The sequence below is a fragment of the Streptomyces sp. NPDC050619 genome, assembly GCF_040654815.1.
GTDB lineage: Bacteria > Actinomycetota > Actinomycetes > Streptomycetales > Streptomycetaceae > Streptomyces.
This window is the reverse complement of sequence record NZ_JBFAIR010000056.1, coordinates 36,651-53,446: the sequence shown is the minus strand read 5'-3', so window position 1 is coordinate 53,446 and position 16,796 is coordinate 36,651. Positions and strand designations below refer to the sequence as shown.

Genomic DNA, 16,796 nt, shown 5'->3' with positions numbered 1-16,796 from the left:
CGTGCCTCCACTCGACGACAGCGACTTCGTGTCGCACTCTTGATCACATGCTGGGCCGCCTGCGCTCCCAGCCCCCACCGCGCCTTCACCTCGTCATAGACGCGCTTACGCAAGGCGAAGTTCTTGAACTCCCCGCGCTCGAAGGCCACCTCGCTCACCCAGGTGGCGGCCTCGTTGCAGGCGTGCAGGGTTGCCTCGAGTGCCGCCGCCTGCTCGGGCGTCGGCAGCAGCTTGACCTGCACCACCAGCTTCACAAGCACCGAACGTACACACCCGCGCGACACGGCACCGCACGTTCGAAGCCGATCACCTAAACGAGTGAAGCACACGGCCGCGCGTCGATGCCCTGCCCGGACAAGAGCCCCGCCTGCTCCGCGGCCGAGCAGACACCATGACGCTGCGGCGCTCCGCGCCGCCTGACCCAGGATGCGATTCCTCCCGGGCGTGAACGCTCGGGGTTCCTCGCAAGAAACAAGCTGAAAGGTAGGCGATCTCGGCACCCCGCCGCGCGCCGACGCCGTGCCCCTTTGCCCGTCGCGGAGGCCGTCGTTCGTTTGCCGGACGGAGACCTTACTGCCGCCGTGGATGAACACCGTGCCGTCCGCGCCCCATCCGGACGGCACGGCGGGGCGATGCGCGGCAGTCCGTCGTAGTCCTGCACCAGTGCCGCGCCGGGCGTGGAAGAAGAGCAGAAGAAGAACAAAGGGGGCACGGTCGCCGACCGTGCCCCCTCGACTTTCCCTACCTGCCTATGGGAGTCGTGATGCCGCCGTCAGCCGCCACCGCGGTTGTCGGCCAGCACCCACGCACCTTCGTCGCCGGTGGTCAAGCCGCAGCTAAGGGGTTCGCCGAGCGAATTCACGCCGCTGCGGGCTGACTTCGCTGCCTCGCACTCCGCCTGGGTCTTGTAAGCGCCGAAGTTCTCGGCACTGGCGGGGGAAGCCATGGCCAACCCAACACCAACGGCTGCCAGGACACTCGCGGCAACCAACGCAAGTCGCTTTCGCATGTAAACGATCCCTTCTGTGGCGCACCGCCTGGCGGATCAACGGTTCAGCGGTTCGCCAACCAAATGAATGACTCGACAGATTGACGGCCGCAACTCGGACAGGCGCGCCTCTTTCGATGTCGGTCATACTGTCATCAAGAATCACCCATTTGCAAATACACTCTTTACGTGAAGAGATATCGGGATCTCTTCACAATGTGGAGGATACCCGGGGGTATTCGAGGTGAATCCGCGAGACGGAAAATGGGGAATCATGAAGCATGCGACCGGATGACTGGCACCTCACCGAAGACGTCGACAACTTCCTCGCCCGAGCCGGAGACTTCCTGCGCTCGCGGCCCGGCCTCCACGTCATGCAGCTGACGTGGGCCGAGAGAGTGCGAACGCGTACGACGGACGCGTTCGGCGCCGAAACCCCCGTCTTCGGCGTGCTGGAGCGAGCGGGTGAGGCGCGCGCCACCTTCTACCGCCTCCCGCCCGGCGCTCTGGGCCTCTCCCCGCTCACGCCCGAGCAGGCCGACTCCCTCGCCGCCCGCCTGGCCGCCCTCGGGCACTCCCTTCGCTCCGTCAGCGCGGGCCACAGCACCGCCACCGCTTTCGCCGAGGCCTGGCAGCGGCACACCGGGGCGATGCCGAAACTCCGCGACACGCGGCTCCGTCTGTACCGCCTCGGCACGCTCACCCCACCGGAGCCGCTGCCGTCGGGCCGGGGCCGCGTCCTGGGCGAGCAGGATCTTGAGCAAGTCATGTTCTGGTGCGGCGAGTTCGCCAAGGCCGTCGGGGAAGTCGTCTCCATCGACGCCGACTCCTGGGCGAGCACGCGCTACGCCGACAAGCGCTACACGCTCTGGGAGACCCCGGACGGCACTCCCGTCTCCATCGCGGGAATGAACCCGCTGATCGGCGGCCAGATCCAGGTGGACATCGTCTACACACCGGCCCACCTACGCGGCCTCGGCTACGCGGGCGCCGTGACGGCGGAGGTGAGCCGGGCCGCGCTGGCCGCGGGCGCGAGGGACGTCGTCCTGTTCGCGGACCTGGCCAACCCCACCAGCAACGCCCTCTACCAGCGCCTCGGCTATCGCCCGCTCACCGACTGGGCGGTGTACGACTTCTCGCGCGCCGTACCGGAAGTCCGTTGAGAACCAACGAACTTGGCGTGACGATGCGGGGGGAGCAGCCGTGACCGCGACCTACCTCACCGGTGCCCCAGAGGATCTCCCGACCGCGAGGAGCCGGCTCCGTATCGACGCACGGCGGCTCCGGTTCGGTGCGCCCCCTCTAAGGTGCCGGTATGACCTCACAGACCTACCTCTCCGAGCTGTTCTCGCTGGACGGCCGGGTTGCCTTGGTGACGGGCGGTACTTCCGGCATCGGCCGGGCCATCGCCGGGGCCCTCGGGCGGGCGGGGGCGAGCGTTGTGGTGGTGGCGCGCAAGGAGGAGGGGCTGGTCGCCACGGTCGACGAGCTGTCGGCGGACGGCTGCCGGGCCGCCTGGGTGAGCGCCGACCTCGGCACCCGCGACGGGGTGCGCGCGGCGGCGGAGGGGGCGGCCGAGGCGTTCGGGGAGCCCGACATCCTCGTGAACTGCGCCGGGATCAACCTGCGGCCTCCGATGGGCGAGTTGGGCGAGGAGGTGTGGGACACCACGATGGCGGTGAACCTGGACGCGCCCTATCTGCTCGGCCGGCGGTTCGGGCCCGGCATGGCCGAACGGGGCTTCGGGCGGATCATCCACATCACCTCCCAGCAGGCACATCGGGCGTTCGTCCAGAGCGGTGCCTACGGGGTCTCCAAAGGGGCGTTGGAGTCTCTGGCCCGCTCACAGGCCGAGGCATGGTCGCCGCACGGCGTCACCTGCAACACGCTGGTGCCGGGCTTCGTGATGACACCGCTCAACGCGCGGCTGTCGTCCGACCCGGAGAGGGTGGCGGCGCTGGCCGCGCGCACGATGGTCGGGCGCAACGGTCTGGCCGAGGACTTCGCGGGCGCGGCGGTGTTCCTGGCGAGCCGCGCCTCCGCTTACGTCACCGGGCAGGCGATCTTCGTCGACGGCGGGTTCTCCGTGCACTAGCGCCTGCCATAGTTCCATAACCGCGAGCCAGTTTGCCTAAAGCTGTTAGGCAAACGCACAATGGGCTTCGCCGAATGGAAGGGTGGCTATGGCACGCGTAGGGCTGACCACGGAACGTCTGACCCGGGCGGGTGCGGAACTGGCCGACGAGGTCGGCTTCGACCAGGTGACCGTCTCGGCGCTCGCCAGGCAGTTCGACGTCAAGGTCGCGAGTCTGTACTCGCATGTGAAGAGCTCACAGGACCTCAAGACCCGGATCGCCCTGCTCGCCCTGGAGGAGCTCGCCGACCGCGGCGCCGCTGCGCTGGCCGGGCGGGCCGGCAAGGACGCCCTGGCCGCCCTGGCGAACGTCTACCGCGACTACGCCCGCGAGCACCCCGGCCGCTACGCCGCGGCCCAGCTCAGACTCGACCCGGACACGGCCGCCGCCAGCGCCGGCGGCAGACACTCCCAGATGACCCGGGCGATCCTGCGCGGCTACGACCTGACGGAGCCGGACCAGACCCATGCCGTACGGCTGCTGGGCAGCGTCTTCCACGGCTACGTCAGCCTGGAGCTGGGGGGAGGGTTCAGCCACAGCGCCCCCGACTCGCAGGAAACGTGGACCCGGATCCTGGACGCCCTCGACGCCCTGCTGCGGAACTGGCCCACCACCCCATGACTTGGACCACCATGCCCATCACCACGCCCATTACCGCCGACCTCCTGCGCGGCGCCATCGACCTGGAACACACCGAGCACGGCGTGCTGCCGCACCGGCTGCCCGCCTGGGCCCGCGCCCAGTACACCGACGCGCAACTGGCCATGGCCGAGAGCCAGCCCTCCGGCGTACGGCTGGTCTTCCGCACCCGGGCCACCACCGTCGAACTGGACACGCTGCCCACCAAGCGGGTCTACGTGGGCGCACCGCCGCGCCCGGACGGCGTGTACGAGCTGCTCGTCGACGGCCGCCCGGCCGGCCGGGCAAGCGCAACGGGCGGCAACACCCTGACCATCGACATGGCCACCGGGACCACCGAGCACCGCCCGGGCCCGCCCAGCACCCTCCGCTTCACCGACCTGCCCGACGGCCGCACGCGCGAAGCCGTCAAAAACGACGGCCTCAAGAACGACGGCCTCAAGAACGACGGCCTCAAGGACGTCGAGATATGGCTGCCGCACAACGAGACCACCGAGCTCGTCGCCCTGCGCACCGACGCCCCCGTCGAGCCCGCACCCGACCGGGGCCGCAGGGTGTGGCTGCACCACGGCAGTTCCATCAGCCACGGCTCCAACGCCGACAGACCCACCACCACCTGGCCCGCGCTCGCCGCGTCCCTCGGCGGTGTGGAGCTGATCAACCTGGGCCTGGGCGGCAGCGCCCTGCTCGACCCGTTCACCGCGCGCACGCTGCGCGACACCCCGGCCGACCTGATCAGCGTCAAGATGGGCATCAACGTGGTCAACGCCGACCTGATGCGCCTGCGCGCCTTCACCCCGGCGGTGCACGGTTTCCTCGACACCATCCGCGAAGGTCACCCCAGCACACCGCTGCTGGTCGTCTCGCCGATCCTGTGCCCCATCCACGAGGACACACCCGGCCCCGCCGCCTGGGACATGACCAGCCTCGGTACGGGGCAACTGCGGTTCATCGCCACGGGCGATCCGGCGGAACGCGCGAGCGGGAAACTGACCCTGGGCGTCATCCGGGACGAGCTGGCGCGGATCGTGGAGCAGCGGGCGGCCGAGGACCCGAACCTGCACTACCTCGACGGCCGCCGCCTCTACGGCGAGACCGACTTCGCCGAACTGCCGCTGCCCGACGAGCTCCACCCGGACACCGCCACCCACCGCCGCATCGGCGAACGCTTCGCCGAACTGGCCTTCGCCGCCCAGGGCGCGTTCAAGGAGCGCAACGCCTGGTGATCCGGGTCGATCCCAAGGCGGCGCGGTGCGCTGCCGCGCGGCACGCCATGTCGGTGTCGTCGGAGCGCCGTGGGGCACTCGTCGGCGCGGTCCAGGGCGAGGCACCCGCATGGGCGCCATGCTGCCGAACCGGCGGCGGGCACCGCACCCACTTTTTTGTGGGTACTTGGCAGCGCGCGACGGTCGGCCGAAGCTGGTCACGGCCCTCAGGGATCACCAAGGGGCATCAGGACGCCGTCAGCCTCTCCAGGCGGCGGTGTCCCCAGTCGGAAAGGGGGGCCAGGACCTCGGAGAGTTCGCGGCCGAACTCGGTGAGGGAATACTCCGTCTTCAGCGGCAGTACGTCGTGCACCTCCCGGTGCACCAGCCCGTCCGTCTCCATCTCGCGCAGGGCCTGAGTCAGCACCTTCTCGCTGAGCCCGGGCAGCCGGCGGCGCAGCTCACCCGGCCGGTGCGGGCCGGACTCCAGCAGCCACAGCAGCGCGGTCTTCCACTTGCCGTCGATCACGGAGATCGCGGCGGTCACTCCACAGACGTTCAGGTCCTGGGCTCGTCCACGCGTCACGTCCGCCCCTTTCGTCATCATTCGTCCGCAATTTCAATCGTAGCTTTTTCAAGGGAGTTGAAGCATGTCTGACGACCAGTCTGCCGTCACCGTTCTCGGGCTCGGGCCGATGGGCCGGGCGCTGGCCGGTGCGTTCCTGGACGCGGGTCTGCGGACCACCGTCTGGAACCGCACCCCGGGCCGGGACCGGGAACTGCTGGCACGCGGGGCGTCCGGTGCCCCGTCGGCGGCCGAGGCGGTCGCCGCGAGCCCGCTGACCGTCGTCTGCGTGATGAACTACGCCGCGGCCGACGCCATCCTGCGCGACGCGCCGGTCGCCGACGCCCTCAAGGGCCGCAGCGTCGCGAACCTGACCGCCGACACCCCGGACCGCGCCCGGTCCACGGCGAGCTGGGCGGCGGCCCACGGCATCCGCTACCTGGACGGCGCGATCATGACGCCGACCACGACCATCGGAACCCCCGCCGCGGTGTTCCTGCACAGCGGCCCCGAGGACCTGTACGGCGAGCACCGGCCCGTACTGGACGCGCTCGGTGGCACCCACACGCACCTGGGCGAGGAGATCGGCCGGGCCGCCGCCTACGACATCGCCCTGCTCGACATCTTCTGGACGGCGATGGCGGGCTACGCGCACGCCCTGGCGGTGGCCCGGGCCGAGGGCATCACCGCGCGGGAACTGGCCCCCTTCGCCGCAGGCATCGGCGCGATCCTGCCGCCGCTCTTCGAGGAGTTCGCGGACGACATCGACAGCGGCACCTACTCCGGCGAGCTCAACCCGATCACCTCGGCGGTCTCGTCGATGGCGCACATCGTCGAGACCTCCGAGGCCCACGGCATCGACGCGAGCGTGCTGCGCGCCGCCGAGGGCCAGGCCCGCCGGGTCGTCGGCCTCGGCCACGGCACGGACGGATTCATCCGGGTCACGGAGTTGCTGGGGCGGCGCTGAGGCGTGGGGATGTCCGGAAACCCGGTGGTACCGATCATGGCCAGGACGCTACTGTTCCGGCCATGACTGCCGGGTCGGCCTTGTGCCGTGAGCGAGTTGGGTGCCCGGCCTCTGAGTGAGGCCGATGGGGGTCCCCCCGCTCGAGCGAATTCGAGAGTGGGGGAGGGCCAGGGGCCCGCCTCTTTCTCTGCGCCGCCTTCGATCAACAGAAGAAGCCAGCGACAGAGAAAGAAGAGAGAGTGCCCAACCCGTTCAATGAACAGATCATCGAAGAGTTCCGCGCCAACAAGGGCCGCGTAGGCGGCTACTTCGAGGGTGCGCGGCTCATCCTGCTGACCACCACCGGCGCCCGCACCGGCACCCCGCACACCACCCCCGTCGGCTACCTCCCCGACGGCGGCGACCGCATCCTCGTCATCGCCTCGGCGGGCGGCGCGCCGCAGCACCCGCAGTGGTACCGCAACCTCCTCGCACATCCCCAAGTCACCGTGGATTCCGGCGCGTTCACCTACGAGGCGCGGGCCGTCGTCCTCGCGGGCGAGGAGCGCGACCAGGCCTTCGCGCGGGCCGTCGAGGCGGACCCGGGCTGGGCGGCGTACCAGGAGAAGACGGAACGGGTGATACCGGTGGTCGCCCTGCACGAGATCGCCCAGGACGGCCCGCCGAACATCAACGCCGGCTCCTTCGGCGAGGCGATCAAGGTCGTCCACGACGGGTTCCGCCGCGAACTCGCCCAGATCCGCAAGGAGATGAGCACCGGCACCTCGACACTCGGTGCCCAGCTCCGCGTCAACTGCCTGACCTTCTGCCAGGGCCTGCACAACCACCACACCGGCGAGGACATCGGCATGTTCCCGCTCCTCGCCGACCGCTACCCGCAGGCCGCCCCCGCGCTGACGCGACTGCGCGAGGAGCATGTACGGATCGCCGCGCTCGCCGAGGACCTGCGCCGGGCCGTGACCGCCGAGGGTTCGGACCCGGACGCGGCCCGCGCGGAGGTCGAGCGCCTCACGACGGAGCTCGAAGCCCATCTGACGTACGAGGAGGAGCAGTTGATCCCACTCCTGAGCTGATCCCGCTCCTGGGCTGATCCCACTCCTGGGCTGATCCCACTCCTCGGCTGGTCCCGCTCTTCGCCAGGGCGGCCGTCGCCCAGAACGGCAACGGCCGCCCGTCAGAACGGCAACGCCCGCTGATGCACCACCTCCAGCCGCGACACCGCCCGCGTCAGCACCACGTACAGCCGGTGCAGCCCCCGCTCCTCCGCCTCCGCGATCGCGGCCGGTTCGACGGCGACGACATGGTCGTATTCGAGCCCCTTCACGACACTCGCCGGCACCACACTCACCCGCGCGCCCACCTCACCCGGCCCCGCCGCCACGACCCCCGCCGCGTCGAGCGCCGCCCGCACCCGGCCCGCGTCCGCGTCGGCGGCGAGCACCCCGACGGACCCTTCGCGCGCCAGCGCATCCCGTACGGCGTCCACGACCGCCCCGAGCAGACCACCGGCGCCCGCCCCTTTCGCGAACCCCGTTTCCCTCACCTCCCGCATCCGCAACTCCCCGTCCCGGCGCAGCGACTCGCCCGGCGGGACGTCCACGCCCAGCCTCTCCAGCAGCCGGTTCGCCAGCGTCACGACGGCCGCCGGCACCCGGAACCCGGTCGTCAGCGGTACGACGGCCGCGTCCGGTTTCCCCAGGTGGCGCAGGACGGTGTCCCACGACCGCGCCGCCCAGGGCGTGGTCCCCTGGGCCAGGTCGCCGAGGACGGTGAGCGAGCCGAAGGCGGCGCGGCGGGCGATGGCCCGGCACTCCATAGGGGAGAGGTCCTGCGCCTCGTCGAGGACGAGATGGCCGTACCCCTCGGGATGCTCGACGAGCCCGGCGACCTCGTCGAGGAGGACCAGGTCGGCGGCCGACCAGCGTGCCGACTTCCACGACCGCGGCGGCTTCGCCCACAGCAGGGCCAGCTGCTCGCCGGCGTCCAGGATCCCGTCGGCCGCCGCCTTCAACACTGCCCGGTCGGCGAGGAGTTCGGCCACGACCTCCTCGGGCCGCACGCGAGGCCATACGGCGTCGACGTACGCGCCGACCGCCCGCGACCGCGAGATCTTCTGCACCCAGGCGCCGTTCTGCGGCCCGGCCCGCCGCTCGGCCCGCGTCTGCACATACCGGACGACCCGGCTGCGCACCCGCTCCCGCCCGACGCCGTACGGCGGCTCCTCGTCCCGTACGGCCGCCAGGATCCGCGCGAGTTCACCGGCGGGCACCCGCCAGCGGTACGACCCGTCGGGCACGGCCAGGGAGTCGGCGCCGCCGGAAGGCGCCCGCACGCGCGCGTACAGCGCCCGGCGCAGCACCTCCGCCATCCGGGCGTCGTGCTTGACGACGGCGGCCCGCTCGTGGTCGGTCCCGGTGACGGGGTGGCGCGCGATCTCCTCCTGGAGCGTCGACTGCCGTACGCCGGTCTCGCCCAGCGCCGGCAGCACCTCCGAGATGTAGGAGAGGAAGGTCCGGTTGGGGCCGAGGATGAGCAGTCCCCCGCGCCGGATGCGCTGCGGGTGGGTGTAGAGGAGGTAGGCGGCGCGGTGCAGTCCCACGGCGGTCTTCCCGGTGCCGGGGGCGCCCTGCACACACACGGACACCGCCAGGTCCGCTCGTACGAGGTCGTCCTGCTCGGGCTGGATGGTCGCGGCGATGTCCCGCATGGGACCGACCCTGGGCCGCTCGATCTCGCGGGCCACGATGTCGCTGACGTGCGGTTCTCCCCCGTGACCTCGCCGCCGGTCGAGGTGCTCGTCCTCCAGGCCGGTCAGGTCGGCGGAGTCGCCCCGGCTGCCGGACGCCCAGCCGAACCTCCGCCGCACGGCGACGCCCTGCGGGTCCTGGGCGCTCGCCTGGTAGAAGGCGCGGGAGACGGGTGCCCGCCAGTCGACGACGAGGGGCGGCGCGGCGGGATGCTCACTGATCCGCAGCCGCCCGAGGTGGTAGCTCTGACCAGCATGCTCACCCTCCGCGAAGTCCAGCCGCCCGAAGAACAACGGCCCTTCGGGCAGTTCCCGCAGCTCCTTGGCCTGACTGCGCAGCCGGTACCCGAGGACTTCGGCGTCGGCACCGGAGGCGGAGACGTCCTCGCCGGTGACGACCTGTTCCTCGGCGCCGTCGACCATCGCGGTGAGGGCGGCGCGGCAGCGGTCGTTGTGGGTGCGTTCGTGCCGGAGCGAGTCCTGGAGGAGGTGGTCGAGTGACGTCATTCCAGCGAGCGTACCGGAATAACGTAACCGAGTTAAATTTCTTACCTGGTAACTTTTAGCTGGCGCTCAGGCTCCCGCGAACTGCGGCAACCCCGCCGCCAACCGCCCGAACGCCCCCTCGGCCGCCGCCACGGCATCCCCCCGCACCGCCTCGACGCGCTCCCCGTCCGCGATCCGCCGCCAGTTCTCCAGCGCGAGGATCCGCTGCACGGCGACGATCTGCCCGGCGGCCAGCCGTGCCTCCAGACCGCCGCCGAGGGCCTCGGCCAGCGCGGCCTCCGACCGCTCGAGGTAGGCGTACACCCGGGCGAGGAGCGCGGGTGTGCCGTACAGCAGCGAATGGAAGGCGAGCACCGCGGGGTGATCGTTGAGCCCCGTGACGGGATCGCACCGCTTGAGCCCGTCGAGGAAGTGCCGCCGCAGCGCGCCGATGGGCGAGGCCCCCCGCGCCTCGGCCACGACCCGCGCCGCCTCGTCCTCGTGATCGGCGATCCGGTACAGGACGAGGTCCTCCTTGGTCGGGAAGTACCGGAAGAGGGTCGGCTTCGAGATGTCGGCCGCGGCCGCCACTTCGGCGACGGACACGGCGTCGAACCCCTTCTCCAGGAACAGCCGGATCGCGATCTCCGACACGACCTCGTACATCCGCCGCTTCTTGCGCTCACGCAGCCCGATCTCAGCCATGACGGCGAGCCTACGCACCGTCGGCGTTCCGGCCTCTTACGCCAGAGCCTGGGCCAGATACGCGTTCACCGGCGGGCGGGCCGGCAGACCGAGGTAGCCCGTGGCGACCGCCAGTGTGACGGCGTAGGAGTCCACCGCCCGCTGGACGTTGGGGGCGTCCAGGGTCGTACCGGTCACCAGCCGGTCGAGGTCGATGTACGCGGACCGGACGACCTCCAACAACCGGTACACACGCCAGTCCCTGCGCCAGCCATGGGTGTACGCGAGCGGCAGCATCGTCTCCCAGCGGCTGAACATCCGGTCCCGGATCTCCGGCCGCGTGGGCGTGAGGTGCATGTGGCGGACCAGGTCGTGGAGCGGGTCGCCGACCAGGGCCAGGTCCCAGTCGATGATGGTCAGCGCCAGGCGGTCGTCCCGCCGCACCAGGTTCCACGGGTTCAGGGCGCCGTGCAGCAGGGCCGGTGCCCGGGGGCTCACCTCGTGCCGGGACAGGATCTGCCTCAGCCGGTCCGCTTCCGGCAGTCCCAGGACTCGGGCCAGCTGTTGGGACTCCTTCGGCAGATCGCCGACCATGTGAACGACCTGTTCGCTCAGCCAACGATGGAAGCCGCCTTCGCCGGCTGCCGGGTCGAGCTGCTTGTAGTCCACACAGGTCAGCGCGCAGAGCTGGTCGACGAGCGCGTCCGCCTCGTGCGGCAGCAGCCCGTCCACCGGGTGGTCGGGGCACTTGTCGAGGTCCCGCGGTCCGACATAGGTGTGGATGGCGAAGCGGTCGTTGGGATAGCTCTCGCCCATCGCCAGAACCCTCGGCGCCGCCACGGCGATGCCCGCCTCCTCGATGGCCCGGAGCACGGCGTGCTCACTGAGGATGCTGCGCTCCAGGCGGCGCACGCCGGGCCGATTCCGCCGCACGACCACGGGAAAGTCGATGCTCGGCACCCGCACCACGGTGTTGACGTGCGCGGTCCCCTTGAACACCCGGCCCGCGGGGGCGGCCCCCTCCGCCACCAGGGCCTCCCTCACGGCGGAGACGGGGAAGTCCGGACGCTCGGGAAGGCGGCGGTCGGGCTGCCAGCGGAAGATCTGTTCGAGCCGGCCCTGGCCGTCGTGGGATCGGCCGCTGCGGGAGGTCAGCCACCGGAACAGGGCCCGCTCGATCTCGCTCTTGCCCGGCAGGTTCGTGAGCCTCAGCGGCTCCGCCGCCGCCTCCAGGGCCCCACGCACCTTGGCCGTCGCCTCGTCCAGGCTCTTCTGAGTGCCGGCCTCCTCCAGGGACTTCGCCGCCCGCATCACGTCCGGATAGACGGACTGCGCCCGCTCGAAGGCGACATAGTGCCGCAGGTCCTTGTGCAGGCCGCGCACTGCCTCGGGGCGCACCACGTCCATGGCCTGCGCCCACGCCCCGGCCACCTCGTCCCACTGGCAGTCCGGGTACTGCATGCGCACGAGATGGGTCGCGAGGTCGTGCAGAGGGTCGCCGTAGGTCGCCAGTTCCCAGTCGACGCAGATGAGGGGCGGATCACCGCCGTACGACATGATCAGGTTGTCGCGGTGCAGGTCGGCGTGGAGCAGGCTGTACGGCCGCCGGGCCATGCCGGGGACCCGCTCGGCCAGCCGGAGCAGGGCGTCCTCGGGAATGCCGAGGGAGGCGAACAGCCCGCCGAAGACCGCCCGGTTGGGGCGCCTGATCTGCCGGTCCGCGAGGTGCGCCAGGGTCCGCAGGAACCCCTGGCTGTCGGTGTCGTTGCGCGGCCAGACGGACGGCAGCGAGGGCAGGGCCCCGCGCCGCACCTGGGTCATCTGGGCGAGCAGGCCGGCCAGTGCCCTGATGAGCAGGGTGTCGACCGGTTTGCCGTTCGCGCAGACGGTGGAGAGCGGTACGCCCTCCACATAGCTGTGGATCGCGAAGTGTTCCCGCTTGACGAGGCACTCCGGCACATGCGGCAGGATCCCCTTGATGGCGGCCAGGATCTGCGCCTCGTGCTGCCAGGTCCTGATCACCACGGGCAGCGCGTCCGTGCGCGGGATCCGGACGGTGACGGACGTGCCGGCCGGACGGCGGAGCGCTCGCGCCATCGGCTCGGTCAGGGGCAGCACGTAGTTCTTGTTGTGGTGCCCGCTGGTCGACTGGACCACCTGGGCCGCCGACGACACGAACGCCTGGTACGTGTCGTCGAGTACGGGACGCTCCCGGACAGAGCGACGGCGATCAGAAGGTGCGCCCACGGGCCGCTCCCGGTGTCACAACCAAGGCGAGATGCAGGAACCCATGAGACCACAACGGCACGCCCCGGAGTACTGCTTGCCGGGAACCTGACGCCTACTCGGTGCCGTGCGTCTGCCGCCAGCGCACCAGCGCCGTGACGATCTCTCCCCGGCTCGGCACCATGTCCAGGCCCAGCGGCTCGGCGGCCGCGAGCAGGATCTTGCGCAGTTTGCGTCCGGCACGGTCGAGCCGGTCCTCGGCATCCGGTCCGAGGTGCAGCGACATGGCCTCTCGGATGACGTCGGTGAAGACGGACTGTGCCTTCTTGTAGTCGATGAGCAGCGAAAGGTCGCGTTCCAGGCCCGCGGTACCGCCGGGCCGGATCCTTTCGACGGCCGCGCGCCAACGTTTCACCATCCGGCGTTTCTGCCACGCCGGGTACCGCATCAGATACAGGTGGGTGGCCAGGTCGTACAAGGGATCGCCGACCATCGCCAGTTCCCAGTCGATCGTCCAGAGTCTGCGCCGGGAATCGATGACGAAGTTCTCCCGGTGCAGGTCCGCGTGGAGAAGGCAGAAGGGCCGTTCGCTGAGACCGTCGACATGATTGCCCAGCCACTTGAATGAGCGCCCGTCCACTCCGAGATCCCCGAAGAGACGCTCGAACCTCGGCAGGTTTTCCTCGTAGACGCGTTTCTCGGTGAAATGGACGAGCCGCTTGAGGAATCCGTTCGTGTCACCGTCCTCCGGCCGGTCTTCGTCCGTGCAACGCCGCTCGATCGTGAGGGTTTCCGGAGTCACTCCGGCCAATTCCTCGAAGAGGACGACGATCTGATCGAGAACCGGCCCCGGAACAGCTCCGCCGAAGGTGTCGAACGAGCCGAGCGTCCGTCCTTCGATGAATCGCTGCAAGCTGATGGCGTCGATGTCGAAGACGTCCGGGATATGCGTGATCCGACCCGCCAGGGCCTTCAGCAGCTGCTCCTCCGAGACGAAGCACCGCCGGTCGAACCACAGGAGATTGTCGCGCGGCTCCCGGCACTTCCATCTGACCGGGTGCGGCGATGCCGCTTCCCCGGGCAGCGGAAACACATAGGTCTCGTGGTGGTAGCCGAGCAGCGGTCCCTCGACCACTCGCGGGTCTCCACTCACCTCGGCCGCACGCAGCCGAGCATCGGAAGCCAATTCGGGTGACATTGCCCGTTTTCTCTCGCCTCGGACCCCGTAGCGGGATACGGAAGTGGCAGAAGATTACTCCCCTGCCGGCGAGCATCGTGCCAGAAGCCTCCCACACGCCGAAGCGGGTCCCCCGGACGAGGAACGAGTGCTCGTCCGCGCGACGACTTACGCCCCTTCCGGCCGAAATGAGCACCATATTGGGTGATGACCTGCGGTATTGGCCGCGCGGCCCGCGGTGGTCCAGACTGAACCGGGTGACCGGGAGGAGACCCATGGGCGAGGCACTCGACGAGCAGAAAGCCCTGCGACGGCTCCTCGGCGGCGCCCAAGCGGTGCTCTTCGACTTCGACGGCCCGGTCACGGCCCTCTTCAAGGGCGTCTCCACCGCACCCGTCGCCGACGAGATCAAGGACGCGGTGCGCGGCATGTGGGGCGACCTGGACCAGGACGTCGAGGACTGCCACGACTCGCACGACATTCTCCGGCGCGTCCGGGAGATGTACGACCGGCCCAGCACAACGGGCCGCAATCCCGCGGCACTTGAGCGTGCCGAAGGCATCGTGACAGAGCACGAGTCCGTGGCGGTGAAGTCAGCCGGTCCACAGCCGCACTTCATCGACCTCGTGAAGGCTCTACGGAATCGCCACAAGCGTCTCGCCATCGTGAGCAACAACGCGGCCGGTCCGATCCTGGAGTTCCTCGAGGCCCGGGATCTGCGGCCGGAGTTCGAGACCGTAGCGGGGCGCGATCCGAGCGACCCGCACCGTATGAAACCCGACCCCGACTCAGTGAACCGCGCCGTCGAGCGCCTGAAGCTGGAACCCTCCGACTGTCTCTTCGTCGGAGATCAACTCACCGATCTGGAAGCCTCCCTGCGGGCAGGAACACCGTTCCTCGGATACACCCCTTCGAAGAAGCTCGCAGCGGAGATGCGGCAGAAGGGCGCCCAGTGGGTCGTCTCGTCCCACAGGCCTCTCCTCAGCGCCGCCATGAGCATCGCCTAAGCCGAACTCACCTTCTGGTACTGCCGAGTTGACCGAGGCATCATGGTGCACCTCGGAGATCGGCAGGCATTGCCGCCGCCTCATGTCCGCGGCGCACAGGGGGTACAAGGGTGTCTTCTCGCAGGCCGGGCGACGACAGTCCGGGCGGATTCGAACACATACGCCGTTCACTGAGCGCATGGAAGCCACGCATCGTCAAGTGGCTGCTGGCCTTCGTCGCGGTACTCGGCATCACGGCCGAGATCATCGAGCCGCTCGGAAACGCGCTGAAGGGACAGGGCTTCCTCGGCGGGTCCTTCGCCGCATTCATCGCCCTCATCCTCTTCGACGCCATTGGCGACTCCGATCCGGAGGAAGTATCGGGCGTCTATGTCCTCGCCGATCTCGACGATCTGCGTGCCCCTGTGATGGAGGCGTTCGAGGCCAGGCGGGTCACCATCGACTTCTCCGGGTTCAGTATGCAGACGCTGCTCGGCCTGCTCATGGCCCCACTCAACAAACTGGCCGACGAGAAGGTGAACGTCCAAAGGCTGACGCTGCGCCTCACCGTCGCCCATCTCAATCTGCCGGTGAGCCTGCCGGGGGAACTCGAACCCGCCGCCGAGAGCGACGGCCTTCCCCCAGGCACCTTGCACTTCAAGGACTCCCCGACGAACCGCGAACGCATGCGGGACAAATTCACGCTGTCCAACTGGAGTGAGCTCAAAAGGCTCTTGAGCCTCGTCCACGACAAGAACCCGCACATCATCATTTCCTGCGAGGTGCGGGAGTCACCACACATACCTGAACGAAAGCTCTACATCTTCAACGAGGAGAAGGTGTTCTCCGTGCCCTACGGAATAAGGGAGAACCAGGTGGACTGGCGCGGAGAATCGTTCAAGATCCTCGATGCCGAGGGGTACGGACTCAAGTACGGAAAGGCACGGATCATCGGCTGGGACCAGCGGTCCAACTCCCGCTCGACGCGGGACATCGCCGAGCATCACATGGAGTGGCACCGGAACCTGTGGGAGCGGCTGGAGCGCATCAAGCCCGAGCATCCCGTCATCACCGACCCCAAGTGGGAGCGGCCGGCGAGGTGACCGGGTCACTCGGCAAGCAGGTTCCAGACCGAGTCGAACCACGTCTGCATGCTCTCCACGAAGACGGTGCCCGGCGCGTTCGGATCCTTGTCCTTCACATGGTGCGTGAGGGTGGCGCCGAGGCCCAGGACGTCGAGTGCGGTGATCTCCTCGCCGGAGTCCAGCATGATCTTGCGCTCGATCACTTCGTACGGCCCGTGCAGTGCCTCGACGCCGTTGAGCAGGTAGAGCTTGAAGGCCGGGAGCAGCGGCGCATGGCGGATCCGCACGTCGACGGAGGGCACCAGCTCTTCCGTCTGCAAGTCCCTCAGCGCCCCCAGCAGCGACGCCGTGTGCCGCTCGGTGATGGTGCGCAGGCGCGCCGGCAGGCGCGGGTCGCTTGCGTCCTCCTTGTTGCGCGGATAGGGCAGGGGCACGGTCTCGTCCGGCAGCAGCATCCGCAGGGTGATGCGCTTGGGAGCTCTGAAGCCGGCACGGATATGCTCCGCCCGAAGCCGGATGTGCGCGTCGAGCGACTCCGACGTCAACGTGTAGACGTCCAGGGTCACTTCGGGCCGCTCGAACGCCTCGCTGATGAAGGGGGCCAGCGTCCCCCTTTGGCGCAGCCTGGTGGCCTTGGCCGCCGAGGACTGGATGCGCTGGGTCTTGACCACCCGTGACCCGCTGCCCTGCCGCGACTCGATCCAGCCCTCGCTGGCCAGCTCCCGCAGCGCCCGCTGCACTGTGTCCCGGGAGACTTCGAGTTCCTGGGCCAAGTCGCGCTGGGACGGCAGGAAGGAGCGCAGCGGATACCTCCCGTCGGTCATCCGCCCGCGCAACTCGTCGGTGACCCGCTGGAACTCCCTGCCGCCGCCGCTCTCGCCGGTCTGCTGTGCATCCACATGCCGCC

15 protein-coding genes and 1 pseudogene are annotated in these 16,796 nt (G+C 69.6%); 8 read left to right on the top strand and 8 right to left on the bottom strand.

Going from position 1 to position 16,796, the window contains the following annotated elements:
• Both AB0I77_RS49125 and AB0I77_RS49120 read right to left on the bottom strand, forming a co-directional pair.
• Positions 1 to 254 (bottom strand): annotated as a pseudogene (locus tag AB0I77_RS49125) (hypothetical protein); the annotation flags it as partial.
• Between the two features lie 518 nt (positions 255 to 772).
• Positions 773 to 1,009, bottom strand: coding sequence for a hypothetical protein (locus AB0I77_RS49120; protein WP_363289498.1), 237 nt, complete (start codon positions 1,007 to 1,009; stop codon positions 773 to 775).
• Positions 1,010 to 1,269: 260 nt separating this feature from the next.
• Between AB0I77_RS49120 and AB0I77_RS49115 the strand changes: the two genes are divergently transcribed.
• The 4 genes from AB0I77_RS49115 to AB0I77_RS49100 all read left to right on the top strand — a co-directional run bounded on the left by AB0I77_RS49115 (position 1,270) and on the right by AB0I77_RS49100 (position 4,988).
• Entirely contained in the window at positions 1,270 to 2,151 is an 882-nt protein-coding gene (locus AB0I77_RS49115) for a GNAT family N-acetyltransferase (RefSeq protein WP_363289497.1), read from the top strand.
• A gap of 152 nt (positions 2,152 to 2,303) precedes the next feature.
• Positions 2,304 to 3,083, top strand: a complete 780-nt coding sequence (locus tag AB0I77_RS49110) for an SDR family oxidoreductase (protein WP_363289496.1) — start codon at positions 2,304 to 2,306, stop codon at positions 3,081 to 3,083.
• An 88-nt stretch (positions 3,084 to 3,171) separates the two neighbouring features.
• Entirely contained in the window at positions 3,172 to 3,744 is a 573-nt protein-coding gene (locus tag AB0I77_RS49105; RefSeq protein WP_363289495.1) for a WHG domain-containing protein, read from the top strand.
• An 11-nt stretch (positions 3,745 to 3,755) separates the two neighbouring features.
• Complete coding sequence (locus AB0I77_RS49100) at positions 3,756 to 4,988, top strand: GDSL-type esterase/lipase family protein (protein ID WP_363289494.1); 1,233 nt, start codon at positions 3,756 to 3,758, stop codon at positions 4,986 to 4,988.
• A gap of 226 nt (positions 4,989 to 5,214) precedes the next feature.
• Here the strand turns inward: AB0I77_RS49100 and AB0I77_RS49095 are convergent, their stop codons facing one another.
• Positions 5,215 to 5,553, bottom strand: coding sequence for a helix-turn-helix domain-containing protein (locus tag AB0I77_RS49095; RefSeq protein WP_363289493.1), 339 nt, complete (start codon positions 5,551 to 5,553; stop codon positions 5,215 to 5,217).
• A 64-nt stretch (positions 5,554 to 5,617) separates the two neighbouring features.
• Here AB0I77_RS49095 and AB0I77_RS49090 point away from each other — a divergent pair, with 64 nt between their 5' ends.
• Entirely contained in the window at positions 5,618 to 6,499 is an 882-nt protein-coding gene (locus AB0I77_RS49090; protein WP_363289492.1) for an NAD(P)-binding domain-containing protein, read from the top strand.
• A gap of 239 nt (positions 6,500 to 6,738) precedes the next feature.
• A complete protein-coding gene (locus AB0I77_RS49085; protein ID WP_363289491.1) occupies positions 6,739 to 7,572 on the top strand; it encodes a nitroreductase/quinone reductase family protein in 834 nt (277 codons plus the stop codon).
• Between the two features lie 101 nt (positions 7,573 to 7,673).
• Here AB0I77_RS49085 and AB0I77_RS49080 read toward each other — a convergent pair whose 3' ends face one another.
• The 4 genes from AB0I77_RS49080 to AB0I77_RS49065 all read right to left on the bottom strand — a co-directional run bounded on the left by AB0I77_RS49080 (position 7,674) and on the right by AB0I77_RS49065 (position 13,776).
• Entirely contained in the window at positions 7,674 to 9,752 is a 2,079-nt protein-coding gene (locus AB0I77_RS49080; protein WP_363289490.1) for an AAA family ATPase, read from the bottom strand.
• 66 nt (positions 9,753 to 9,818) lie between these two features.
• Positions 9,819 to 10,436: a TetR family transcriptional regulator gene (locus AB0I77_RS49075; protein ID WP_363289489.1), complete on the bottom strand. Its 618-nt coding sequence runs from the start codon at positions 10,434 to 10,436 to the stop codon at positions 9,819 to 9,821.
• A gap of 36 nt (positions 10,437 to 10,472) precedes the next feature.
• Positions 10,473 to 12,512 carry an aminoglycoside phosphotransferase family protein gene (locus AB0I77_RS49070; protein ID WP_363289500.1) on the bottom strand — a complete coding sequence of 680 codons (2,040 nt, stop codon included), beginning with the start codon at positions 12,510 to 12,512 and terminating at the stop codon, positions 10,473 to 10,475.
• A gap of 244 nt (positions 12,513 to 12,756) precedes the next feature.
• Positions 12,757 to 13,776, bottom strand: a complete 1,020-nt coding sequence (locus tag AB0I77_RS49065) for a phosphotransferase (RefSeq protein WP_363289488.1) — start codon at positions 13,774 to 13,776, stop codon at positions 12,757 to 12,759.
• 317 nt (positions 13,777 to 14,093) lie between these two features.
• On the opposite strand from AB0I77_RS49065, the gene AB0I77_RS49060 reads away from it, so the two are divergent.
• Together AB0I77_RS49060 and AB0I77_RS49055 are read left to right on the top strand one after the other, a co-directional pair.
• Positions 14,094 to 14,825 carry an HAD-IA family hydrolase gene (locus tag AB0I77_RS49060; protein WP_363289487.1) on the top strand — a complete coding sequence of 244 codons (732 nt, stop codon included), beginning with the start codon at positions 14,094 to 14,096 and terminating at the stop codon, positions 14,823 to 14,825.
• Between the two features lie 110 nt (positions 14,826 to 14,935).
• A complete protein-coding gene (locus AB0I77_RS49055; RefSeq protein ID WP_363289486.1) occupies positions 14,936 to 15,907 on the top strand; it encodes a hypothetical protein in 972 nt (323 codons plus the stop codon).
• Positions 15,908 to 15,912: 5 nt separating this feature from the next.
• On the opposite strand, the gene AB0I77_RS49050 is transcribed toward AB0I77_RS49055, so the two are convergent.
• Positions 15,913 to 16,788, bottom strand: coding sequence for a winged helix-turn-helix domain-containing protein (locus AB0I77_RS49050; protein WP_363289485.1), 876 nt, complete (start codon positions 16,786 to 16,788; stop codon positions 15,913 to 15,915).
• Positions 16,789 to 16,796 lie beyond the last annotated feature (8 nt).